This is a genomic window from Primorskyibacter marinus (assembly GCF_003313245.1).
In the GTDB taxonomy this organism is placed as follows: domain Bacteria; phylum Pseudomonadota; class Alphaproteobacteria; order Rhodobacterales; family Rhodobacteraceae; genus Primorskyibacter; species Primorskyibacter marinus.
The window spans coordinates 12,385-34,988 of the sequence record NZ_QJSD01000008.1; the positions used below are offsets into that span (position 1 = coordinate 12,385).

The window sequence follows — 22,604 nt, forward strand, 5'->3', positions numbered from 1 at the left end:
CTTTCGGACCTCCAACCGTCTTCAGCTTGCCATCGGCGCGCCCAGGCCAAGCTTGGCCAAGGTTCGGCGGTATTCGACAGACATCCGGTCCGCCGGAATGTGGATTTCCTCGGTCAGATCCAGCGGCAAATCCTCTGGCCGCTGGCCTTCGACCATCGGCTTGTCTTCGTCGTTGATCAACAAGGACTCTTTCACAAGGAAATCGGCATCCGGATCGCTTGTCGTATCGGTGCAGACCTGGAAAATACGAGTTTCATGCGCAGAGACAGGGCAGACCGTGTCCGCAAAATACTGACGGTAATCGCTGTCATTTGGCGCGATGATGATGATGGTCGAGAATGGCAGCGTCAGCTGATAAGTATAAGTCACTTGGCGCTCACTCCCCTCGACATCATCCGGAAAACGATTGCCTCCTTCCAGATAAGGCAACTGAAAGCTGAGGCCGTAATCCGTCTTTTCGACTTTATAAGGAGGGATTGGATCTGCCGTCTTGCCGCCGAAAGTACCCTGATGTACCCACGGGAAATGGGCGACATCGTTGAAATTCTCGACATGTCGGCTTGCCGCGGCATGCCAAGTACCGCTTGGAATGTAGAGATTTTTCAGGCTCTCGTCTTCAATCCCGGGCCAGACAGGCAACGGATGTGCGGGTTCGTCCGAAAGGCAGGCAAAGACGATACCATAGCGCACTTCGGATTTCAGCGACATCAGGCGCATCTTTGGCGGAATTTTTGCATTCGGATCGGCTATGGACGGAATTTTGGTGCATTGACCCGAATGATCGAAACACAACCCATGCATGGGGCATACCAGGGTGTCGCCATCCATCCAGCCACCGCTTAGCCGTGTGCCGCGGTGAGGACAGATGTCACGTGCAACCGAGATACCTTCCGACGTCCTGTAGATCACCAGATCAACATCCAACAGCCGCGCATTGACCGGTTTGTCCTCGATCTCATGAGCAAAAGCCACGGGATGCCAGAACGATGCCAAAATCCGCCAATCGCTCTCATCAAAGGTACAGTTTCGTGGCAGATCACCTGCGTACTTTGAGTGATTTGTGGCTTGGAACATCCGTTATTCTCCATACTGGCGAAATTGGCTGGCAGCCCCTTGGAGGCTTGAAGAGGCTATTGATGCCCACAATGTTGTTGACCTAAATCAACTTTAAAATGACTGAATCGCGACTTTTGTTGCCTGAAATTAATATCCAGTGCATATTAATCTTTGCCACCACCCATCTCTGTGTCTGAATGGTGATCACTTGCGTCGCCATGTCACAGAACCACTATTCGGCATTTTGATCTTTGATTGATTTTATGGACCAGCTACTCAACTACGTTCGCGGATATTCCTTCGGCAAAATGACTTACCCTAACGGAGGTGTCTTCGGCCCTATCTTGCGCCCGTACCTGTCACTATTAACGGTTGAACAAGGTTGCTGCATCATGCGTACGGAAGACGCCGAAATTCTAGTCGCGGCAGGACAAACTGGCGTTGCCGTTGCAAATGAAAAGTTTGAATTTCACTATCGCAAGGGCGAGTGCACGACTGCGATTTGGTGCGAAGGGTTTTTACCGCGCCTGCAGAAACTTGAATTTCGCCAGATGTGTCACGGCTACGAGACGGTGTCGACAACTCAAAGGCTAGCTCAATTGCAGGAGATCGGACTAGAAGCAGGTCATTCTTCTGGACCAGAACTTAATGCAATGCGAGATGCGATTGGTCACGCTGCCCTTCGTGCATTTCTGGTTGAAGCTCATCAATCCGAGGCAGACAGAAAAATTCCCAAAGCGATCCTTATTGCTCGTCGATTTATAAAGGAGAATATTTCTGACGAAAAACTAGATATGCCGACAATCGCCCGTAATTCAGGTATTACGCAGCAATATCTGATCAGCGCCTTTAAAAAGCATATAGGAATTACGCCCTCGCGCTATTTATGGCGAGTGCGGGCTTCAACCGCGCGACAACTCCTAATTCAATCTGGTCTCGCGCAATCCGAAATCGCCTTCAAATGTGGGTTCAAAAGTATGCCTCACTTTTCCAGAACGATAAAAAAACTCTTCGGAATGTCACCTGCAGAACTACGCAAGGACTTGGGATTCACTCAGCCAAGCGATACTGAGGACTCTGTTGTAGATACTTTGTTCTGACTGTGTGTTGGATCGTCCTGCAGGTCAGCAGGTTTAGATATCAGCGAGTTCTGTGTCTCGAAACACTTTTCATCACAACACTAAATCAGCTCACGAGAGACATCGAGGAAATTGAGCTCGCATTGAGCCCTGTTACAGAGCCCATAGATACATGCTGCAGCAAATGTGAACTTCCAAAAGCGGTCTTAGGAGAGGTGCCGTGAACGGCGAGTTTGATTTCGCTCGGTTCCAACGCATCGCAAGACCGGTTTGGTGAAATCCACCGCATCGCCGCACCCATGTCGCTGCAAGCGCGACAATATTCTGCGTGAGCAATATCTGCAGCCGCACAATTCCGGTTTGTCCGCAGAGCAGTTGTTGATGTAGAGCGCGGCGAAGGTCAGCTAGCGCGCTTCGATGGATACTTCGGCGCTCGGCGTCCGTTGTAGGACGCGATAGACTGTCGGCCGCGAAACATCGAACAGTTCTGCCAGATCGCTGATGGAGTAGTCGCCCGTGTCATACATGCGCCGCAACTCTGTCTGGCGGCGATCCGACAGCTTGGGCTTCTTGCCCTTCAGCTTCCCCTTAGCGCGGGCGACTGCCATGCCCTCTTTGGTGCGCATGCGGATCAGGTCAGCCTCGAACTCGGCGAAGGTGGCAAGAATGTTAAAGAACATCTTTCCCATCGGATCGTGCGGATCATAGACCGACGCCCCTAAGGCAAGCCTAACCCCGCGCTTTGCCAACTCGTCTGCGATGGAGCGAGCGTCCGGAACCGACCTTGCCAGCCGGTCGAGTTTTGGGACCACCAGCGTGTCGCCGGCTCTTACGGCGGCCAAGGCCTGCGCCAGTCCTGGCCGCTCGCGGTTCGTTCCGGTCAAGCCATGGTCAGTATAGGTGCGGTCCTCAGCCACACCGAGATGCAGGAGGGTTGCCTTCTGAGCGGCAAGGTCCTGTTTATCGGTCGAGCATCGGGCGTATCCAATACGAGTTTCAGACATGGGGGCGTCCTTCGGAAAAATTATTCTGGAGCCATGTAGAATTGTAACGAAAAAGGCCCGTTAAATGATACTATCACCGTACCAGCTAAATGAGAATCGATTTTCCCCTTAAATATAAGGTGTGGGCCCGAGGCGAGACGGCGTCCGCTCAGCGTTCCCCTTTCGGACAGATTGGAGATGCAGAATGGACGAAGCGATGCGCCGGTTCGCCGCTCTGCGACCCCATCTGGAAGAGGGCGTTTCTCTGACCACTGCCGCCCGCGCGGCCGATGTGCCGATCCGGACGGCGCAACGCTGGTTGTCGCGATACAGGCTGGAAGGTCTGGACGGATTGAAGGTCAGAGCGCGATCTGATCGCGGCACTCGCAAGCTACCCGGGCCACTGATCACTTTGATCGAGGGGCTCGCGCTTCGCAAGCCCCGGCTGTCCTGTGCCGCAATCTATCGACGCGCTGAAACTGTTGCCAAAAGCAGGGATTGGTCAGTTCCATCCTATGGCACCGTTCATTCCATCGTACAGGCACTCGGTCCTGCGATGGTCACGCTAGCGCAGGATGGGGCGTGCGCCTATCGAGACCGCTTCGAGCTGATCCACCGACACAGAGCGAGCGCACCGAATGCGCTCTGGCAAGCGGATCATACGATGCTGGATATATTGATCATCGACGCGAACGGAAAATCGGTGCGGCCTTGGCTGACTGCGATTATGGACGACTATTCCCGCGCAATCGCTGGATACCTAGTATTTCTCGGCGCACCGTCGGCTCTGCAAACGTCCTTGGCGCTTCGACAGGCCATCTGGCGCAAGCTGAATCCGGACTGGCCGATCTGCGGGATTCCAGAAATTCTCTATGTCGATCACGGGAGCGACTTCACATCAGAACATCTCGAACAGGCAGCTGCCAGCCTGCGGTTCCAGATCATCCATTCCGCCGTAGCGCGACCGCAGGGGCGCGGAAAAATTGAGCGTTTTTTCGGCACATTGAACACCGAACTGCTTCCGGAGCTCTCCGGCAACGTCGTGAACGGGAAACCAGCAACATCGCCGAAACTGTCGCTGGCCGATCTCAATGCCGTCATCGGCGCGTGGATCACGGAGACCTACAATTCTCGCACTCATCGCGAAACGGGGCTGCCGCCGCTGACGTCGTGGTGCGCCGACGGTTGGCTTCCTCAAATGCCCAACACTATTGACGACCTCGACCTGTTACTCGTCATGGTCGCAAAGCCTCGGCTCGTGCGCCGCGACGGTGTGCATTTTCAAGGGCTGCGCTTCATGAGCACGATCCTTGCTCCCTATGTCGGCGAAAGCGTCACGATCCGATATGATCCGCGCGACCTTGGTGAGATCCGCGTCTTCCACAAGAACCGCTTCCTGTGCCGCGCCATCAGCCCGAAACATGCCCATGAGACGATCACGCTGAAAGACATACAGACAGCCCGTGCGGCGCAGCGGCGGGCCCTGCGCCAGCAGGTTAATGAACGGGTCGGCGTCGTTGCGGAATATTTCCCGGAGGGAACAGCCCGCAGGACGACCGAGACCGCGCCTCGACCGCAACGCAAGTCGAAACTCCGAACCTATCAGTCTGATGATTGACAATGACGGGACAGCGCAATGGCACATTCATCGCCACGAAAGAGCATCGCCGCTTTGTCGAGTTCGCAGCTGCGGTGCAGAAACACCGGTATATCGGAATCTGCTTCGGCACGGCTGGTGTCGGAAAAACGATGTCGGCGCGGCGTTTCGCCCGGTGGGACAAGGCCGAAGCGCTCCTGACGGAGTGGGGGCCACGCGACGCATCGGACGCCATCGCCTATGAGGCATTGGCCAAGTCACGCACAGTTTTCTACACACCGACAGTCGGCGGCCCGGTTCGGGAGGTTCGGGAAGATTTACGCCGTCTTATAACCCGCGCAGAAGGTTCCATCGATCTGGCGCTCAATCCGAGCATGGTTATTCCGGAACGCCATGCTCAAGGGTCTATAGAAGTTCTGGTAGTCGATGAGGCCGAACGACTTTCGACGCAAAGTCTTGAACATGTGCGCGATATCTTCGACCGGACCGGTATCGGCGTTATCCTGATCGGAATGCCCGGCCTGGAACGAAAACTGGAACGCTATCCGCAGCTCTACAGCCGGATCGGCTTCGCACACCACTATCGCGCGCTGAAGGGGGATGAACTGACCTTCGTCCTCACCCGCCACTGGCGAAAACTCGGCCTGCAACTGGACGCCGCCGACTTTACTGATCACCAAGCGATCGCATCCATTGCCCGCATCACCGGCGGGAACTTCCGGCTGCTGCATCGCCTCTTTGTCCAAATAGAACGCATCCTAAAGATCAACGAGCTATCACTCGTTACTGACGACGTCGTCGAGGCCGCACGCTCCACGCTGGTAATTGGCGCCACTTAGCGCTGAAGGAACACCGCCAGATAACGCTGGGGATCACAGCAAGACGATCACCAAATCGGCGGGCGAAACGCTCAAGAAAGTCGCGCTGGAGCTTGGCGGCAAGAACCCGCAGGTGATCTTTGCCGATGCCGATCTGGACTCTGCCGCCGATGCCGTGACCTTCGGCGTGTATTTCAACGTCGGCCAATGCTGCAATTCATCCAGCCGGATCATCGTGCATGAAGACATCGCCGATGATTTCATCGCCCGCGTCGTCGCCCTGTCGCGCAAGGTGGTGTTCGGCAACCCGATGCACCCCGACACCCAGGTCGGTGCCATCGTGACCGCCGATCACCAGGCCAAGATCGACGGCTACGTCAAGGATGCGGCCGATGCGGGGGCCGAGGTTTGTCTTGGCGGCAGCACGCTGACTGTGCCGGGGCTGGGCGATCAATTCTATCAGCCCACCGTTCTGCGCGGCGTGACGCCCGACATGGCAATTGCCCGCGACGAGGTCTTTGGCCCCGTCCTGACGGTCCTGACATTCCGCGATTTCGACGAAGCTGTTGCCCTGACAAATGACTCGACCTACGGTTTGTCTGCGGGCGTCTGGAGCGAGAATGTCCACACCTGTCTTGCCTTTGCCCGCAAAGCGCAGGCGGGAACGGTCTGGACCAACACATGGATGGACGGATTTCCTGAAATTGCGTTCGGCGGAATGAAGGAGTCGGGACAAGGGAGAGAGATCGGACGTTACGGATTTGAAGAATTCCTTGAGGTGAAATCACTGGTCATGCGCATCGGACGCAGCAGGGCACCTTGGGTGAAGACGACCTGACGCCGCCACGGCGGCCGTCAGCAAACGAATGAATATGGGAGGATACCTAATGCATAGATACTTTGGTGGAAAAACGGCACTTGCCGCCGCGTTTCTGGCGACGGCCGGGATGGCTCAGGCGGCGGATGTCGAGGTGCTGCACTGGTGGACATCCGGCGGCGAAGCCTCGGCGCTGAACGTGCTGAAAGAAGACCTGTCGGGTCAGGATATCGGCTGGCAGGACATGCCCGTGGCCGGTGGCGGCGGCACGCAGGCGATGACGGTGCTGCGCGCGCGCGTCACCTCTGGCAACCCGCCCACGGCCGTGCAGATGCTGGGTTTCGACATCACCGACTGGGCCAAGGAAGGCGCGCTTGCCAACCTCAACGACATTGCCGAAGAGGGCGGATGGAACGAGGTGGTGCCCGCCGCGCTTCAGAAATTCTCGACCTATGAGGGCCAGTGGGTCGCGGCCCCGGTGAACGTGCATTCCACCAACTGGGTCTGGGCCAACAAGGCCATCATGGACGAACTTGGCCTGGAAGAACCGCAAACATGGGACGAGTTTGTCGCGGCCCTTCAGGCGGCCAAGGATGCCGGGTATGTGGCGCTCGCGCATGGGGGTCAGGCCTGGCAGGAAGCCACATTCTTTGACGGCGTCGTGCTGGCTGTCGGCGGGCCTGAATTCTATCAGGCCTCGATGATCGACCTCGACGCAGAGGCGCTGGGTTCCGATCAGATGAAAGAGGTCTTCGACCGCATGGCCACGCTGCGCGGCTTTGTCGATGACAACTTCTCGGGCCGCGACTGGAACCTTGCCACCGCCATGGTGATCAACAAGGAAGCGGCGTTCCAGTTGATGGGCGACTGGGCCAAGGGCGAATTCCTGAATGCAGGCAAGGTGCCGGGCGAGGATTTCCTCTGCTTCCGTTTCCCCGGCAGCCAGGATCAGGTAACCTTCAACTCTGACCAATTCGCCATGTTCTCGCAGGGCGAAGGTGTCTCGGACGAACAGGCCGCATTGGCCAATGCCATCATGTCGCCGGAATTTCAGATCGCCTTCAACAAGGTGAAAGGCTCTGTTCCCGCGCGGACCGATCTGGATGCAAGCGAACTCGATGCCTGCGGCCAGCGCGCATACGAGGATTTCAAGGCCGCCGATGCCAGCGGCAACCTTCTTGGGTCCATGGGGCACGGCCATGCCAACCCGGCCTCGGTCAAGAACGCCATGTATGACGTGATTACCGCGCATTTCAACGGCGAATTCGACTCCGCAACAGCGGTGGAGGAGCTGGTCACAGCCGTCGATATCTCGAAGTAATCAAGGCACCTGCGGGAAAGCGCCATGCTGCGCTTTCCCACCCCACCAAACTGGAGACGTACCATGGCGCAAGGTGCCCAAAGTCGCCGCGGCGGCAATGACTGGCTGCGTGAAGCGTTGCCGAAACTGGTTCTCAGTCCAAGTCTGGCGATGGTTCTGATTTTCGTCTACGGCTTCATTATCTTCACCTTCTATCTGTCCTTCACCGACAGCCGCATCCTTCCCTCCTTCGATCTTGTGGGCTGGGAAAACTATTCCAAACTGTTCCGCATCCGCGCCTGGGACACGGCGATCACCAACCTGCTGATTTTCGGGTCTCTGTATATCGTGATCTGCTGCGCACTGGGGCTGGCTTTGGCGATCCTGCTGGATCAGAAGATCCGCGCAGAAGGGTTCATCCGCACCGTCTACCTTTACCCGATGGCGCTGTCGTTCATCGTCACCGGCACCGCGTGGAAGTGGTTCCTTGATCCGGGGATCGGGTTGCAGGCGGTCATCCGCAGTTGGGGCTGGGAAAGCTTCACCTTCGACTGGATCAAGGATGGCGACATGGCGATCTATACCATCGTCATCGCGGCGGTCTGGCAAACCAGCGGCTTTGTCATGGCGATGTTTCTGGCGGGTCTGCGCGGCATCGACAATGAGGTGCTGAAGGCCGCCCAGATCGACGGCGCGTCGAACATCGCGCTTTACCGCCGGATCGTCATCCCACAACTGCGTCCCGCCTTCATGTCGGCCTTCGTGGTTCTGGCGCATATGGCGATCAAGTCCTACGACCTTGTCATCGCGCTGACCGGCGGCGGGCCGGGCACCTCCACCGAAGTCCCTGCCACCTTCATGTATTCCTACACGTTCACACGCAACCAGATGGGCATCGGTGCGGCCTCGGCCACGATCATGCTGATGGCGATTGCCGCGATCATGGTGCCCTACATCTACTCCGAACTGCGGGAGAAGTCGTGATGTCCAGCAATGCAACCGCAACCGTGGTCCGCACCGGCGCCGGATCCCGCTTTGTCATCTACACGCTTCTGGCGCTGTTCTGCCTCTACTACCTGCTGCCGCTCTATGTGATGGTGGTCAACTCGCTGAAACCGCTCAGCGAAATTCAGGCCGGCGGCATGATGTCCCTGCCCGACGTCTGGACCATCGCCCCCTGGGCCAGCGCCTGGTCCACCGCACAGATCGGGGTAGAGGCCACCGGCCTGCGCCCGTTTTTCTGGAACTCCATCGTCATGGTGGTCCCGGCAGTTGCGATTTCGACCGTGCTGGGCGCGCTCAATGGCTATGTGCTGACCAAATGGCGGTTCCGCGGCGACACGATCATCTTCGGGCTGCTGCTGTTCGGCTGCTTCATCCCGTTCCAGATGGTGCTGATCCCGATGGCGCGGATGCTGGGGATCGTCGGGTTGGCGGGCACCGTGCCGGGGCTGGTCTTTGTCCACCTCGTCTACGGTATCGGCTTTTCGACGCTCTATTTCCGCAATTACTACCAACAGTTCCCGACCGAACTTGTGCGCGCGGCAATGATCGACGGCGCGGGGTTCTTCACCATTTTCCGGCGCATCATGCTGCCCTCATCCGGGCCGATCGCCGTGGTCTGCGTCATCTGGCAATTCACGAATATCTGGAACGACTTCCTGTTCGGGGCCTCGTTCTCGGATTTCGACAGCCAGCCGATGACCGTGGCGCTGAACAATCTCGTGCAATCCTCGACGGGTGTGAAGGAATACAACGTGCATTTCGCGGGCGCCATCATGGCCGCCCTGCCCACCCTCCTCGTCTATATCGTCGCCGGCCGCTACTTCGTTCGCGGGCTGATGGCCGGATCTGTGAAAGGATAATCCGATGGGTTTTCTCGATATCAAGAACGCGACCAAATCCTATGGGGCGGTCAAGGTGCTGCATGAGACAGACATCTCGATCGAAGAAGGCGAATTTCTGGTGCTGGTCGGCCCTTCGGGCTGCGGCAAGTCCACGCTTTTGAACATGATTGCCGGGCTGGAGGAGATCACCACCGGCGACATTGCCATCAAGGGCCAGTCGATGGCCGGGGTGCGCCCGGCGGATCGCAATATCGCGATGGTGTTCCAGTCCTATGCGCTCTACCCCAACATGAATGTCGGGCAGAACATCGTTTTCGGTCTGGAAATGCACGGCGTCCCCAAACCAGAGCGTGACACGGCGATGAACAAGGTGGCCGATCTCTTGCAGATCAAACACCTGCTGGATCGCAAGCCCGGTCAGTTGTCTGGCGGCCAACGCCAACGTGTCGCCATGGGCCGGGCGCTGGTGCGCGATCCGGATGTGTTCCTGTTCGACGAACCGCTGTCCAACCTCGATGCCAAGCTGCGCGTGGACATGCGCACCGAGATCAAGAAATTGCACCAGAAGCTGAAAACCACCATCGTCTACGTCACCCATGACCAGATCGAGGCGCTGACCCTCTCGACCCGCATCGCGGTGATGTTCGGCGGCCATGTCCAGCAGCTTGGCACCCCGAAAGAGGTCTATGACAACCCCGCCAACATGTTCGTCGCGGGTTTCATGGGCTCGCCCTCGATGAACCTGTTTCCGGCCCGCATCGCCGTCGAGAATGGCAAGGCCGTGGCCAAGGCGAAGCTGGCCGATGGCCAGGACGCCACCCTGCCCTTCCCCGACGCGCGCGGGTTCGAGCGTCACGACGGCCGCGAAATCGTGCTGGGCCTGCGCCCCGAGGCGATCACCGACCGCGACGGTGCCGACCGCAACAGCCAGTCGGTGCATGTCATCGAGGCCCATGTCGACATCACCGAACCGGCCGGGTCCGACACGTTCGTCGGCACCCAGATGGGCGGTAAGGAGGTGACGGGCCGGTTCCGCGCCGATGTGGATGTGCATCCCGGTCAGACCTTCCCCTTTGCAATCAACATGGAAAAGGCCGTGGCCTTCGATCCCGAAACCGAAAAACGCGTGTCGTGAATGCGTGATACGGCAGACATCGTGATTGTCGGCTCCGGCATGGGCGGGGCGACGCTTGCGGCCGCGCTTGCGCCGACCGGCCGCCGTATCGTCATTCTGGAACGCGGCGATCACCTGCGCCCCTCTGCCCATGACCGCGATGCCGAGGCGATCTTTGCCAAGGGGCACTATCGCCCGGACGAACAATGGCTGGACGGCGCTGGCACCCCGTTCAATCCCGGCAATTACTACTATGTCGGCGGCAATTCCAAATTCTACGGCGCGGTGCTGCTGCGCTACCGCGCCGAGGATTTCAGTCCGCTGCGCCATATCGGCGGCACCACGCCGGGCTGGCCGATCGCCTATGACGACCTTGAACCCTATTACGGCAAGGCAGAACAGCTTTACGCGGTGCGCGGCCAGACCGGCTGCGACCCGTCCGAGCCTGCGCATTCCACCGCCTACCCCTTCGGCCCGGTCCCGGACGAACCGGCCATTGCCGACCTGCGGAACAGGCTGACATCGGTCGGGTTGCATCCCGCACCCCTTCCGCTTGGCGTCGATCTTGACCGCTGGCTGTCGCGGGCCAGCACGCCCTGGGACGCTTATCCCAACACCTCGGGCGGCAAGCTGGACGCCGAAACCGGCGGGCTGGCGGCAGCGCTGGCGCATGAAAACGTGTCGCTGCGCACCAACAGCCGGGTCAGCCGCGTGCATGTCGGACCAGAGGGCCGGGTGACAGGCGTCGCGCTTGCCTCCGGTCAGGTGATCTCTGCCGGGATCGTTGTCCTTGCCGCAGGTGCGGTGCAAAGCGCGGCCCTCTTGCTGGCCTCGGCGAATGAGGCGCATCCAACGGGTCTGGCCAATTCCTCGGATCAGGTCGGACGCAATTTCATGAACCATAACAGTTCGGCCATTCTGGCCCTGCATCCGTTCCGCACCAATCCGTCCATCTACCAGAAGACACTGATGGTAAACGATTTCTACCTGACGGGCGGGCCGGGTGGCGAACCGCTTGGCAATGTCCAGCTACTGGGCAAGATCTCGGGTCCGATCCTGCGCGCCTCCTCTGCTCTGCCAGCCGTTCTGGCGAACTGGATCGCAAAACGGTCCGTCGATCTCTATGCCGTGTCCGAGGATCTGCCAGACCCCGACAGCCGTGTCAGCCTGAAAAACGGCCAGATCGTGCTGGATTGGAAACGCTCGAACCAGGACACCCACCGCGCGCTGGTGCGCAAGATCAAACGCCTGTTGCGCAAGGCGGGCTATCCGGTTGTCGTCTCGCGCCCCTTTGACCGGCGCACGCCGTCGCATCAATGCGGCACCGCGCGGATGGGCGATGATCCGGCCACCAGCGTCACCGACAGTTTCGGGCGCAGCCATGACCACGCCAACCTGTTCGTCATGGACGCGTCGATCCTGCCTACCTCGGGCGCGGTCAACCCTGCGCTGACCATCGCCGCCCTCGCGATCCGCGCGGCAGAGCATATCACACAAACCGACCTCGCGGCGTAAGACCGAGGCCCCTGCCCGACCCGCCGCCCTCTCTTTTGGAAAAGACACATGCCCAAAGGCTACGATTTCATCATCATCGGTGGCGGCTCTGCCGGGTCCGTCCTGGCGGGCCGACTGTCCGAAGACCCCTCGGCGCAGGTGCTGCTGCTGGAAGCGGGCGGAAGCGACCGCCACCCGTTCTACCACCTGCCCGCCGGGTTTGCGAAGATGACCAAGGGCATCGGCAGTTGGGGCTGGGAGACGGTTCCCCAGCGCCACATGCAGGACAAGGTGTTTCGCTACACGCAGGCCAAGGTGATCGGTGGCGGATCGGCGATCAACGCCCAGATCTACACGCGCGGCAATGCGCAGGATTACGATGACTGGCGGCAGATGGGTTGTACCGGCTGGGGGTACGACGACGTGCTGCCCTATTTCCGCAAGGCCGAGGACAACGAGACCTATGACAACGCCTTTCACGGCAAGGGCGGCCCTTTGGGGGTCAGCGAACCACGCGCCCCCCTGCCCGTCTGCGAGGCTTATTTCGAGGCCGCCGCGCAGCTTGGTATTCCGCGCAACAGGGACATCAATGGCGAAAAACAGGACGGGGTCTGTTACTACCAACTGACGCAACGCAATGCGCGCCGGTCCTCGGCGGCGATGGCCTATGTCGCGCCGAATCGCCACCGTGCGAACCTGACTGTGAAGCTGGGTGCGCAGGTCCGCCGCCTGATCGTCGAAAAGGGCCGCGCCACCGGCGTTGAAATGGCCGACGGCACGCGCCTGACCGCAAATGCCGAGGTGATCCTGTCCTCCGGGGCCATCGGCTCGCCGCGCCTGTTGCAGCTTTCGGGGATCGGTCCGGCGGATCATCTGGCGTCGCTGGGGATCGACATGGTGCAGGATCAGCCGCAGATCGGGGCCAACCTACAGGATCATCTGGACCTCTATTGCATCAGCGAACTTCGCGGGCCGTATAGCTATGACCGCTATGCCAGGCCGCAATGGGCGGCCCTTGCCGGGCTGCAATATCTGTTTGGGCGCAAGGGGCCGGTGGCCTCGTCCCTGTTTGAAACCGGCGGCTTCTGGTATGCCGACCCCAGCGCGCGGTCGCCGGATATTCAGTTCCACCTCGGGCTGGGCACCGGCATTGAACACGGCGTCGCGGCCATGCCGCAGGGCGGGATCACGTTGAATTCCTGCTACCTGCGCCCACGCTCGCGCGGAACCGTAAGGCTGCAAAGCGCCGACCCGGCCAAGGCCCCGCTGATCGACCCCAACTACCTGCAAGATCCGCTGGACCGCGACATGTCGATCCGGGGGCTGAAGCTGACGCAAGAGATCCTCTCACAGTCGCCGCTTGGCAAATATATTCTGGCCGAGCGTCTGCCGGGCCCGGACGTGAAGACCGACAAGGATTATTTCGATTTCATCTGCCGTCACGCCAAGACCTCGCACCATTGCGCGGGCACCTGCCGGATGGGGCCGGATGACGCCGCCGTGGTGGATACGCGGCTGCGCTTTAACGGGATAGACGGCCTGCGCGTGGTCGACAATTCGATCATGCCGACGGTGATTTCGTCCAACACCAACGCCGCCGCCATAATGATCGGTGAAAAGGCCGCCGACATGATAAAATCCGACAATGGAATGGGATAGAAGATGATCCGACATATCGTATTGATCCGGTTCCGCCCTGACGTGACCGAAGCCAAGATCGACGCGCTTTTTGCAGAGCTTCACCAGATCGAAGGCAGGCTGCCCGGTCTGCTGGGCATCACCTCGGGGCGCAGCGAAAGCCCCGAACAGATGGAGCGCGGCTACATGCACGGCTTTGTCGCGGATTTCCGGGACTGGGACGCGCTTCAGGCCTATCAGGATCACCCCGACCATCAGGCCATCGGCGCAAAGCTGACCGAGCATGCGGATCAGGGCAAGGACGGCATCCTGTGCTTTGACCTGCCCGTCACGGACTAAGGAATTGCAGCCGGGCGGCGCATCGGGCAATGTGACCGGGCCGCAAAGGCCCGGCGCGTCTGACCGGGCGGGCCCAACGGTGGGCGGCGGGCTTTACGGGAACCAACCACCATGACTGTCACCCGCCGCCCCACCATCATCGACGTTGCCAAACAGGCCGGGGTGTCCAAATCCACGGTCAGTCTGGTCTTGCAGAACAGCCCCTCGGTCCGCGAGGAAACCCGCCAACAGGTGCGCGCCGCGATGGCCCAGATCGGCTATGTCTACAACCGGTCCGCCGCCAATATGCGCTCGTCGAATGCGGGGCTGATCGGGCTGGTCATCAATGACCTGCGCAACCCGTTCTTCACCGAATTCGCCACCTCGCTCCAGATGGCCCTGTCAGAGCGTGGCTATTCCGCCGTCGTGGCCAATACCGATGAAAAGCCCGAATTGCAGGAACAGGTCGTCAGCGCGATGATCGAACACGGGGTCTCGGCTCTGATCCTCTGCCCCACCTATGGCCCGTCCTCCACCTTCGATGCGATTGCCCGCGCGGGCATCCCTGCCCTGCAAATGCTGCGTTGGGTGGACGAACGGTTTGACCTGTTCCCGCTTTCCGCCCCGGATTATATCGCGGGCAGCCGTGCCGCGACCGAACACCTGATCGGGATGGGCGCGCGCCGCATTGCCTTTGTCGGCGGTCCCGAAGGCCGCACAGTCACCGAAGAGCGCAAGGTCGGCTATCTCGACGTGCTGCGCGAACATGACATGCCGCCCTGCGTGCTGACCGGACGCTCGGTGCGCGCCTTCGGCAGAGACGCCGCCAAGACGCTGGCAAGCCAGCACCCGACCGTGGATGCCGCGCTGTGCTTCAACGATCTGGTGGCCTTGGGGATGCTGTCGGGCTGCTATGAAATCGGGCGTAACGTCGGCACGGATTTTCGCATCGTCGGCATTGACGATATCGAAGAGGTTGCCCAGACCTTCCCGGCGCTCAGCTCGGTACGGTGCGACATTGCGGCAATTGGCCAGCAGGCCGCCAGAACCGTTGTCGATTGGCTTGAGGACGGCAAGACACCCCCGCCCGAGACTCGCACCCCGGTCAATCTGGTGGTCCGCGCCTCCAGCGACCCCAACGCATGACGCCAAGGCGCAGCTTAGCGCCGCGATGCCGACCCGGTTGACGCAAAACCGCGCGCCGTGTATCGATGATTGGAACGTTCCAAGAAGCCGATCGGATTGCCCCAGTGACCAACCGTATCCCCCAAGACATTCTTGACGCGCTGACCGATGTGGAGATGCCGCGCCTGCCCCCTGCCCCGCAGATTGCCGAAACCCTCGGGCTTGGGGAACACACGATCCCGATCCGCAATTGCGGCTGTGTCGTCGTCGGCAGCGGTGCCGCTGGCCTGCGCGCCGCGGTTGAACTGGCGCGCCGGGACGGCGATGTCACGATCATCAGCCAAAGCGCCTGGGGCGGCACATCCGCCTGTTCCGGCTCGGACAAGCAGACGTTGCACACCGCCAATACCTCGGATCAGGGCGACAATTTCACCGCCATGGCACGGGCGATCCGCGCGGGCGGCGCGATGGACGAAGACACCGCCTATATCGAGGCGACAGGCTCTCCCCGTGCGATGGCATCGCTGCAATTTCTGGGCCTGCCGCTGCCACAAGACGCGCTTGGCGGCACGCTGCGCTACAAGACCGACCATGACGAGGTGGGCCGCGCGACCAGTTGCGGGCCGCGCACATCGCGGCTGATGGTGCAGGTGTTGGCGCGCGAGGCGATCCGCCTTGGCATTGCCTTCTTCAATCAGACAACCGCCGTCCGGGTTCTGACCCAAGGCGACGGTCCTGCCCGCCATGTTGTCGGCATCCTTGCGGTCCAGCCCAGATCCCGGACCCCCGACAACCCGCTGGGCCTTGTCGCCTTTCGCTGCGCCGCGCTGGTTCTGGCAGCAGGCGGCCCCGGAGAGCTTTACCGCGACAGCGTCTTTCCCAACGGGTGTTTCGGATCGCTGGGCCTGGCGCTGGAGGCCGGTCTGGATCTGGTCAACCTCACCGAAAGCCAGTTCGGCATCGGCACAAGGCGCGAAGGCTTCCCGTGGAACCTTTCGGGCACATATGTCCAGTCCATGCCGCATATCTATTCCGTCGACGATACGGGCGAGGAACATCATTTCCTGGGCGACTATTTCCGAACCACGCAGGAAATGGCCTCGAACATCTTTCGCAAAGGCTATCAATGGCCGTTCCACGCCAGCCGGATGCTGGATTTCAAATCCAGCCTTGTTGACCTTGCCATCTTTCGCGAGGGCCAGAAGGGGCGGCGCGTCTTCATGGATTTCAACCGCAATCCGCTGCCCGTGCCCGGCGATCAGCCCTTCAGCCTGACCCGGCTGGACAAGGATGTCAGCACCTATCTGGGCACGGCAGGCGCGGTGCAGGACCAGCCCATTGACCGGCTGCGCCACATGAACCCCCTCGCGATAGAGCTTTACCGCCGTTACAAGGTTGATATTGCTGCCGATCCGCTGGAATTTGCCGTCAACAACCAGCATATGAATGGCGGCATTGCCGTTGACATCTGGGGCCGCAGCTCGGTCGGCGGTATCTACGCGATTGGCGAGGCCGCAGGCACGCACGGTGCCACCCGTCCGGGCGGTGCGGCACTCAACGCAGGTCAGGTCTTTGGCACCCGCACGGCCGAACATATCGCCGCCACCGGATGCGCGGCGCACCCGGCGACCCACAACATCACCGATGCGGTGACGGATGCGCTGGACCGGATCGCCGCGATCCTGAAACCCGACAGCCCCCTGCCCTATCGCCGCGTTCGCGACGACGTTCAGGCAAGGATGAGCGATCACGCAGGCATCATCTGCACCCCCGATCAGGTCAGCACAGCACTGAAGGCCGCCGCGGCCCTCTGCGCCGATATTCGGCAAAACGGTCTGGCCTATGACCGGCCCGCCGAGATTGCCCGTGCCCTGCAATGGCAACAAATGGCGCTGGCCTCGCAGGCGGTCCTTGCGGCGCTCGACCACTATATCCGCAAGGGCGGCGGCAGCCGGGGCGCGCGCGCGATCTGCGATGCTCACGGCGATGCTTTGCCCGACACACGCGCGGTGTCATTGGAGGAGTTTCGCTTTCGCAGTGAAAGGGCCGTAGACGGGGAACAGCAGATCCTCGTGCGTTTGACCAAGGAGGGCATCGGCGTCTCGACCCGGCCAAACCGGGTTTTCGACGACACCGCCAAAGCCTTTTTCGAACGCGACTGGCCCGCTTGGCTGACCAAGGCAATCTACGATCTATCCGCAGCCCCGAACGCAAAGCACTGACGGTCACGAAGGCTATGGCGGTGTCCAATGGCTCGCGCTGGTCCGCCTTGCCTCAACGTGTCAGCCCCCGGCCTCCTGTTGCGCGCGCGGAACATGTGAGTGAGGGTTGCAAAGCCGCAGGAATAGCTGACCGGTCACCCTCGCTCAGACCCCGTCGATCAGAACATCCAGCGCCCGCTTGAGCGCGTCGCGATCTTCCGCCAAAGACCCGACCCGCGCGCGCAATTCGGCCCCCGGAACGGCGGCAAGCTCTTGCACCCGGACGATCCACCTTGTGCCGTCAATCACCACCTTTGGCGTCAATACCGGGAACGCGGCATACCGGCCCTCTTCGCGCAAAGGTGCCACGATACGGGACGCCTCGATCCCGATCAGATCGGTCTGCAAATCCACGACAAGCTGGCCTGAGCTGAGGCGGTAAACATCGAACTGCGCCACCGGCCGCGGCCCTAAAAGCTTCTGAACTGCGCCAGAGGCAAGCCGTTCTGGGCCACTTCCTCGGCATAAGCGTCAATCGCGGCCCGGTTTTCCTCGCGCCACAGGCGGTTGCGTTCCACCTTCGCGGCCTCAAGGATCGCACCCTCGGCAAGCCGCGACATGTTCAGGCCAAGCGCCCGCGCCGTTTCCGCGACCTCGGCATCCAATGTCAGATTCACCTTGATACGGCCCATATCACCCTCACGCATCATACGCCTATATCAGGAGTATACATCCGCACAGACCCACCTGACAAGCCATCCCCATCAGCCCCGCCGATCCGGCGTATCAAGCAACCGTTCCAGCTCTGCCATGGCGACCTCGACCAGTTCCCCGTCGACATGCTTCCCCCCGATCCGGATGAACCACCCCGCCCCGTCCTGTTCGGCCCGCAATGAGATGCCCGACCCCAGCGTCCTGGCTGCCGTCCTTGTCTGCGCCTTCCGAGGCCGCCCGCCCCTCCTAGGATTTTCCTTGCGCTCGAACCCGTCCAACGCTGCGGCGATCAGATCAGCCTCTTCCGCCGGACTATCCGGCACCCGTTCAGCCAGCGCCTCGCGCAGCTTCGCCTCACCGCCCTCGCGCAGCGCCGCGGCAATCTTCAGCCCGTCCTTCTCCTTGATGAGATCGGGGAAGGTCAGCATATCGCCCAGCTCTTCGAAGATCAGCGCGAAGGACCGGATCTTCGACCGCTTGCCTTTCGACGCCATCGGGAAGAGCGCGTTCACCGCCTCTTCGGCATTCACGAACGCCCCCTGCTGAGCCGCGATCACCGCGATGCGCCCGCGTTCATAATGGCTGAGCGAGGCGCGGATTTCGTTCTCTTCGACCATCGCGGCAAAGGTGCCGCCCATTGCGTCGGGATCGCGCAGCACCGCCTTGATCCGCGCATAGCCATCCTCATTCGTCAGCGCGTGCAGATCCCGAAACGCCTTCAGCCGCCGATAGCCCGACAGCAACCCGTAGCGAAAACCCCGCGCGTCGTCGGGCAGCGCGAACAGTTCGACCGGCAGCCGCAACCCCCCCTTCGCGATCGAGGCTTTCAGCTCTTCCATCTCTTCGACGTCCAGCACCACCCGGTCGCGCACCAGCGCGTCGGCGTCGATCTCGTCCAGCGGAACTTCCAGCATGACCAGCCCGCGCCCCTGCGCATCGCGCAGGCGTTCCGCATCAACCCGGTTTTTCGCCGCCTCGGCCCGCTGTTCGGCCGGGCGCGGATCAAACGCGCCTGCGCTTTCGGCAGCCACCTGGGCGATTGGCGCGCCCCCCCGCCCTGCCCCGGTATCCAGTTTCAGTTCCGCTTCGATCCGGCTCAGATCCTCGGCCGAGGGTGTCTCCAGCTTGCGTCGCTTTGCCATGTCACTTGTCCTCCTGCTCGGCCTTGGCCATCTGCTGATCGCGCCACCAGGTGCCAAGGATCACTTCCTTCACCTCGGCCCAGGTCCGGTCAAACGTCTCGCGGCCCCGCACATAGGTCTCCCGGTTGAAATCGCGATAATCCGTCTCGTAGATGCCCGAGACCTGCTCTCCGGCCTGCCCGACCATGGCGGTCACTTCCTGCCGGTATGTGGTCATGAAATCGCCGAAATAGGCCTGGATCACATTGGCAAGGTCGGTCTGCTGGTTTGCGTCGAACCGCGTCACCATCGCCCGCACCGCATCCCATTCGAACCGCACCTCGTCCAGCCCCTCGGCCCGTCGCAACCGGTTCTCGCCCTCCTCGATGGAAGCGAAGGTCGAATAGATCATGTCAAAGAACCGCCCGGTCGAATCGAACTCCAGAAATGAGGCGCCAAGCGGCACAAGCAAAATATCGGCGGCGGTCAGCGCATTGATCGTCAGATAGCCAAGCGCCGGCGGCGTATCGAGCAACACGATATCGTATTCGTCCAGCATGCCGCCTTCTTCCAGCGCGTTCAGCAGTGAATTCCACAATGGCCAGGATCGCATCTGCATCCGCCAGACCGGCACCTGAAACTCTGCCCAATACAGGTTCAGCTGCGCGCCGATCAGATCAATGTTGGGCCAATGGGTTTTCTGCACGAGGTTTCGTGGCGAAACCTCTAACGCCTCGGTCAGCGTCTCATCAAATTGGTAAGGTGTCAGCCCTTCGGCCTCGCGGACCCGATTCTCTTCGGTCAGATGCAGCGCATAGTCTCGCGCCAGCAGTGGAAACACCGTCTGCCATTCATCCTCGACCTTGCCACCCATGATCGACGTCATCGACCCCTGGCTGTCCAGATCGATCACCAGCACCTTGTAGCCATCCAGCGCGGCCGACATCGCCAGATGCGCACAGGTCGAGGTCTTGCCGACACCGCCCTTGAAATTCGCCACCGCCACAACCTTTGCTGGCAGACCCTCGGGGCGCCACGCGCGGTAGTCGCGATCCTTGACGCCCTCCTTGGCAAAAAAATCGCGCAGGCGCAGGATCTCTTCCAAAGTGAACCATTTCGACCCACCTTCGCCTTCGCCCTGTGGCAATTCCGGGTTCTGGCGCAGAACGCGCCGCAGATGCGCCGCATTTACCGGAATCAGATAACGGCAGACTTCCCATGTCGAAAACTTGCGCAGCCGCTTGGCCCCGTCCGGGGCATATCCCCGGCGCGCCAGATCATCCCGACCGCGCGTGGCAAAGGCCGCCGCTTTGGCGAACCGCGCCGTATCAATCGGATCTGCAAGCTTGCCAGCAGCGGTCTCCGGGTCAATATTGAAATAAGGGGGGATTTCGGGCTTGCCCGACAGTCCAGGTTTTTTTGCCATGTTGCCTCGGATGTCCGCTGTTTACCGCGATATTCGCTGAACTATGGCACATGACGGATCGATTGTGAATCTGTTTGAGTCCCGTCTCTTCCGAAAAACCCTATATAGAGACGAGGCAGGCAGGGCATGTTTGGTTTCTTTCAGACTCTTTAAGATATTTGACCTTAAATAATTCGTTTTATAACAAGTAATTAGCAGCGTTACAGCGCCCGTATACGGGATGAAAGGGGGCTGGATGCGGGACTTGTGGGACCCATCTACGGGATGCGAGGAACCTTTATCCGGGCACGCCGGGCTCTAGCGACACGAAATGCCGGGTTTTCGGCTTGATAGGCTCACATAGGCGCGAATCGGGCTGCTCTCGGTCATTCCAGAAATGTAGCGCGTCCTGCATATGGATACCTTTGTGCTCTGGGTCCGAAGGACAGGTGCCCGTCTACAGGAAGCAGGTAGAGGTTCCCAGTTTACTCTTGCCGGCGGATACCTTTTCGCGGATCATATTCGCAACCGGGGCAAGGCGAGTCGTCTGAGACATCCGGATCGAGCGCAACCATCTTTGGCTGCATGAGGCATAGGCGGCATTGCCGTCAAGCGAGGTGAGTATGGATGACATTCCCCGCGATCGGCTCAGCGGCCCGTTGCGCCGTGGAGCGGTCAAGAAGCATGTGGCGGCGATCCACGTCTCCGGCAAGTTGACGCTGTTGCAGCGCAAGCTGTCCAATGTGCTGCTGCTCAACGCCTACGATACCTTGACGTCGCAGGCCTCTCATCAAATGGACGCCCGGACGCTTTGTCTGATGATCGGGTATAATTCCAACGACATGGACACGCTCAAGGCGTCGCTTCGCGGACTGGCCGAAACGGTGGCCGAGTGGGATATGCTCGACGCCGAGGGCAAGCAGGAATGGGGCGTGTCGGCGCTGTTATCCTATGCCAAGCTGAAGGGCGGGATCTGCGAATATGCCTATTCGCCCGCATTGGCAGAAAAGTTGCACGACCCCAAGGTCTTTGCGCTGATCAACCTCAACATCCAGCGGCGCTTCACCTCTGGCCATGCGCTCGCTCTGTATGAAAATTGTTATCGCTTCGTCCGGACCGGCTCCACAGGCTGGTGGTCGCTGGACCTGTTTCGCCGCCTGATGGGGGTGGCCGACAGCCCGTATTACGAAACCTACAAGCATTTGAACGCCAAGATCATCAAACCCGCCGTGGCCGAGGTGAACAAGACCTCGAACATCGTGGTCACGCCGGAGGTGCGCAAGATGGGGCGGTCGGTGACGGATATCCGGTTCCAGATCACCGAGAATCCGCAGCTCGCGATCCTCGATCTCGATGACGGAGAAGGCATCCGCAACAGCCAGACCTACGCGCGTCTGCGAGAATTGGGCGTCAGTGACCGACTCGCGCGGCAATGGGTGGCCGAACATGGCGAGGCCTATGTCGGCCAGAAGCTGGATTACGTTGCGGGGCAAGGCGGGGTGAAAAACGCTGTGGGATACATCTCCAAGGCACTGAAACATGATTACGGCAATCCGCATCAGAAGGGAGGGCAGGGGGTTTCGCCGCGAAACCCTGTGCCGCCGACCAGTCCCCGCGCGCGTCGGCTTGCGCGGATAAGGGATCTGGCGGCGGCCCGAAAACCGACCCAAAGGGATGCGGACAAGCTGCTTTTTCTGGCGCGGCTTGAAGGGTCATTGAGGGATGATTTTGAACGCCATGGCTGGATGTCGGCGCTGAATGCGGACGCGATTCTGGCCTTTTGGGAGGAGCTTTCGCCGGGGGCTTTCGATGATCTGGAGTGATCGCCGCACGTCCGAGCAATGATCTGGATGATTGCGAAAATGTAAAGCGGGCGGGCGCGGTGCAAAGTCGTTCGAAACCATCTATACTGAGCAGATTGCACAAAGGCCGCATGCTGGGCGGGAACGCAAAATTGACGTGCTTTTTCCAGTCTGA

20 protein-coding genes are annotated in these 22,604 nt (G+C 60.4%); 14 read left to right on the forward strand and 6 right to left on the reverse strand.

Features of this window, described 5'->3' with window-relative positions; genetic code table 11:
- Positions 1-21: 21 nt before the first annotated feature.
- Positions 22-972, reverse strand: coding sequence for a Rieske 2Fe-2S domain-containing protein (locus tag DMZ65_RS11425; protein WP_157960613.1), 951 nt, complete (start codon positions 970-972; stop codon positions 22-24).
- 347 nt (positions 973-1,319) lie between these two features.
- Here DMZ65_RS11425 and DMZ65_RS11430 point away from each other — a divergent pair, with 347 nt between their 5' ends.
- The gene (locus DMZ65_RS11430; protein ID WP_116599033.1) at positions 1,320-2,156 is read left to right on the forward strand and encodes a helix-turn-helix transcriptional regulator; all 837 of its coding nucleotides are present in this window, start codon (positions 1,320-1,322) and stop codon (positions 2,154-2,156) included.
- Between the two features lie 383 nt (positions 2,157-2,539).
- Here DMZ65_RS11430 and DMZ65_RS11435 read toward each other — a convergent pair whose 3' ends face one another.
- Positions 2,540-3,139, reverse strand: coding sequence for a recombinase family protein (locus DMZ65_RS11435; RefSeq protein ID WP_116599034.1), 600 nt, complete (start codon positions 3,137-3,139; stop codon positions 2,540-2,542).
- A 184-nt stretch (positions 3,140-3,323) separates the two neighbouring features.
- Between DMZ65_RS11435 and DMZ65_RS11440 the strand changes: the two genes are divergently transcribed.
- From DMZ65_RS11440 to DMZ65_RS11495, 12 genes are all read left to right on the forward strand, one after another.
- Complete coding sequence (locus tag DMZ65_RS11440; protein ID WP_157960614.1) at positions 3,324-4,736, forward strand: TnsB C-terminal domain-containing protein; 1,413 nt, start codon at positions 3,324-3,326, stop codon at positions 4,734-4,736.
- Between the two features lie 2 nt (positions 4,737-4,738).
- Positions 4,739-5,554 carry an AAA family ATPase gene (locus tag DMZ65_RS11445; RefSeq protein WP_025031068.1) on the forward strand — a complete coding sequence of 272 codons (816 nt, stop codon included), beginning with the start codon at positions 4,739-4,741 and terminating at the stop codon, positions 5,552-5,554.
- A complete protein-coding gene (locus tag DMZ65_RS11450) occupies positions 5,541-6,371 on the forward strand; it encodes an aldehyde dehydrogenase family protein (RefSeq protein WP_198662678.1) in 831 nt (276 codons plus the stop codon). The genes DMZ65_RS11445 and DMZ65_RS11450 overlap by 14 nt, the downstream gene beginning before the upstream one ends.
- Before the next feature lie 49 nt (positions 6,372-6,420).
- Positions 6,421-7,671 (forward strand): ABC transporter substrate-binding protein, encoded by a 1,251-nt coding sequence (locus DMZ65_RS11455; RefSeq protein ID WP_116599035.1) that lies wholly within the window; start codon positions 6,421-6,423, stop codon positions 7,669-7,671.
- Positions 7,672-7,734: 63 nt separating this feature from the next.
- Positions 7,735-8,634, forward strand: coding sequence for a carbohydrate ABC transporter permease (locus DMZ65_RS11460; protein WP_116599036.1), 900 nt, complete (start codon positions 7,735-7,737; stop codon positions 8,632-8,634).
- On the forward strand, positions 8,634-9,515 hold the full coding sequence (locus DMZ65_RS11465; RefSeq protein WP_116599037.1) for a carbohydrate ABC transporter permease: 882 nt from the start codon (positions 8,634-8,636) through the stop codon (positions 9,513-9,515). The genes DMZ65_RS11460 and DMZ65_RS11465 overlap by 1 nt, the downstream gene beginning before the upstream one ends.
- Before the next feature lie 4 nt (positions 9,516-9,519).
- Positions 9,520-10,632 (forward strand): ABC transporter ATP-binding protein, encoded by a 1,113-nt coding sequence (locus tag DMZ65_RS11470; protein WP_116599038.1) that lies wholly within the window; start codon positions 9,520-9,522, stop codon positions 10,630-10,632.
- Positions 10,633-12,126, forward strand: a complete 1,494-nt coding sequence (locus DMZ65_RS11475; protein ID WP_116599039.1) for an FAD-dependent oxidoreductase — start codon at positions 10,633-10,635, stop codon at positions 12,124-12,126.
- A gap of 48 nt (positions 12,127-12,174) precedes the next feature.
- On the forward strand, positions 12,175-13,764 hold the full coding sequence (locus tag DMZ65_RS11480) for a GMC family oxidoreductase (protein WP_116599040.1): 1,590 nt from the start codon (positions 12,175-12,177) through the stop codon (positions 13,762-13,764).
- 3 nt (positions 13,765-13,767) lie between these two features.
- Positions 13,768-14,082, forward strand: coding sequence for a Dabb family protein (locus tag DMZ65_RS11485; RefSeq protein WP_116599041.1), 315 nt, complete (start codon positions 13,768-13,770; stop codon positions 14,080-14,082).
- 111 nt (positions 14,083-14,193) lie between these two features.
- Complete coding sequence (locus tag DMZ65_RS11490) at positions 14,194-15,207, forward strand: LacI family DNA-binding transcriptional regulator (RefSeq protein ID WP_116599042.1); 1,014 nt, start codon at positions 14,194-14,196, stop codon at positions 15,205-15,207.
- Positions 15,208-15,311: 104 nt separating this feature from the next.
- A complete protein-coding gene (locus DMZ65_RS11495; protein ID WP_116599116.1) occupies positions 15,312-17,408 on the forward strand; it encodes an FAD-dependent oxidoreductase in 2,097 nt (698 codons plus the stop codon).
- Between the two features lie 144 nt (positions 17,409-17,552).
- On the opposite strand, the gene DMZ65_RS11500 is transcribed toward DMZ65_RS11495, so the two are convergent.
- Genes DMZ65_RS11500 through DMZ65_RS11515 form a run of 4 tightly spaced genes read right to left on the reverse strand, consistent with a single transcriptional unit; the run spans position 17,553 to position 20,648 of the window.
- Complete coding sequence (locus tag DMZ65_RS11500) at positions 17,553-17,846, reverse strand: CcdB family protein (protein WP_116599043.1); 294 nt, start codon at positions 17,844-17,846, stop codon at positions 17,553-17,555.
- 11 nt (positions 17,847-17,857) lie between these two features.
- Entirely contained in the window at positions 17,858-18,094 is a 237-nt protein-coding gene (locus DMZ65_RS11505; RefSeq protein WP_232824974.1) for a type II toxin-antitoxin system CcdA family antitoxin, read from the reverse strand.
- Between the two features lie 57 nt (positions 18,095-18,151).
- Positions 18,152-19,243: a ParB/RepB/Spo0J family partition protein gene (locus DMZ65_RS11510; RefSeq protein WP_116599044.1), complete on the reverse strand. Its 1,092-nt coding sequence runs from the start codon at positions 19,241-19,243 to the stop codon at positions 18,152-18,154.
- Between the two features lies 1 nt (position 19,244).
- On the reverse strand, positions 19,245-20,648 hold the full coding sequence (locus DMZ65_RS11515) for an AAA family ATPase (protein WP_116599045.1): 1,404 nt from the start codon (positions 20,646-20,648) through the stop codon (positions 19,245-19,247).
- Positions 20,649-21,250: 602 nt separating this feature from the next.
- Here DMZ65_RS11515 and DMZ65_RS11520 point away from each other — a divergent pair.
- Positions 21,251-22,450: a replication initiation protein gene (locus tag DMZ65_RS11520; RefSeq protein ID WP_198662679.1), complete on the forward strand. Its 1,200-nt coding sequence runs from the start codon at positions 21,251-21,253 to the stop codon at positions 22,448-22,450.
- Positions 22,451-22,604 lie beyond the last annotated feature (154 nt).

Bases quoted from the DNA above. Each gene is read 5' to 3' on its own strand.
- DMZ65_RS11510 (WP_116599044.1), bottom strand. From the start codon at position 19,243: ATGGCAAAGCGACGCAAGCTGGAGACACCCTCGGCCGAGGATCTGAGC.
- DMZ65_RS11445 (WP_025031068.1), top strand. From the start codon at position 4,739: ATGACGGGACAGCGCAATGGCACATTCATCGCCACGAAAGAGCATCGC.
- DMZ65_RS11475 (WP_116599039.1), top strand. From the start codon at position 10,633: ATGCGTGATACGGCAGACATCGTGATTGTCGGCTCCGGCATGGGCGGG.
- DMZ65_RS11455 (WP_116599035.1), top strand. From the start codon at position 6,421: ATGCATAGATACTTTGGTGGAAAAACGGCACTTGCCGCCGCGTTTCTG.
- DMZ65_RS11460 (WP_116599036.1), top strand. From the start codon at position 7,735: ATGGCGCAAGGTGCCCAAAGTCGCCGCGGCGGCAATGACTGGCTGCGT.
- DMZ65_RS11505 (WP_232824974.1), bottom strand. From the start codon at position 18,094: ATGCGTGAGGGTGATATGGGCCGTATCAAGGTGAATCTGACATTGGAT.
- DMZ65_RS11430 (WP_116599033.1), top strand. From the start codon at position 1,320: ATGGACCAGCTACTCAACTACGTTCGCGGATATTCCTTCGGCAAAATG.
- DMZ65_RS11520 (WP_198662679.1), top strand. From the start codon at position 21,251: ATGGATGACATTCCCCGCGATCGGCTCAGCGGCCCGTTGCGCCGTGGA.
- DMZ65_RS11485 (WP_116599041.1), top strand. From the start codon at position 13,768: ATGATCCGACATATCGTATTGATCCGGTTCCGCCCTGACGTGACCGAA.
- DMZ65_RS11435 (WP_116599034.1), bottom strand. From the start codon at position 3,139: ATGTCTGAAACTCGTATTGGATACGCCCGATGCTCGACCGATAAACAG.
- DMZ65_RS11470 (WP_116599038.1), top strand. From the start codon at position 9,520: ATGGGTTTTCTCGATATCAAGAACGCGACCAAATCCTATGGGGCGGTC.
- DMZ65_RS11465 (WP_116599037.1), top strand. From the start codon at position 8,634: ATGTCCAGCAATGCAACCGCAACCGTGGTCCGCACCGGCGCCGGATCC.
- DMZ65_RS11480 (WP_116599040.1), top strand. From the start codon at position 12,175: ATGCCCAAAGGCTACGATTTCATCATCATCGGTGGCGGCTCTGCCGGG.
- DMZ65_RS11490 (WP_116599042.1), top strand. From the start codon at position 14,194: ATGACTGTCACCCGCCGCCCCACCATCATCGACGTTGCCAAACAGGCC.
- DMZ65_RS11515 (WP_116599045.1), bottom strand. From the start codon at position 20,648: ATGGCAAAAAAACCTGGACTGTCGGGCAAGCCCGAAATCCCCCCTTAT.
- DMZ65_RS11440 (WP_157960614.1), top strand. From the start codon at position 3,324: ATGGACGAAGCGATGCGCCGGTTCGCCGCTCTGCGACCCCATCTGGAA.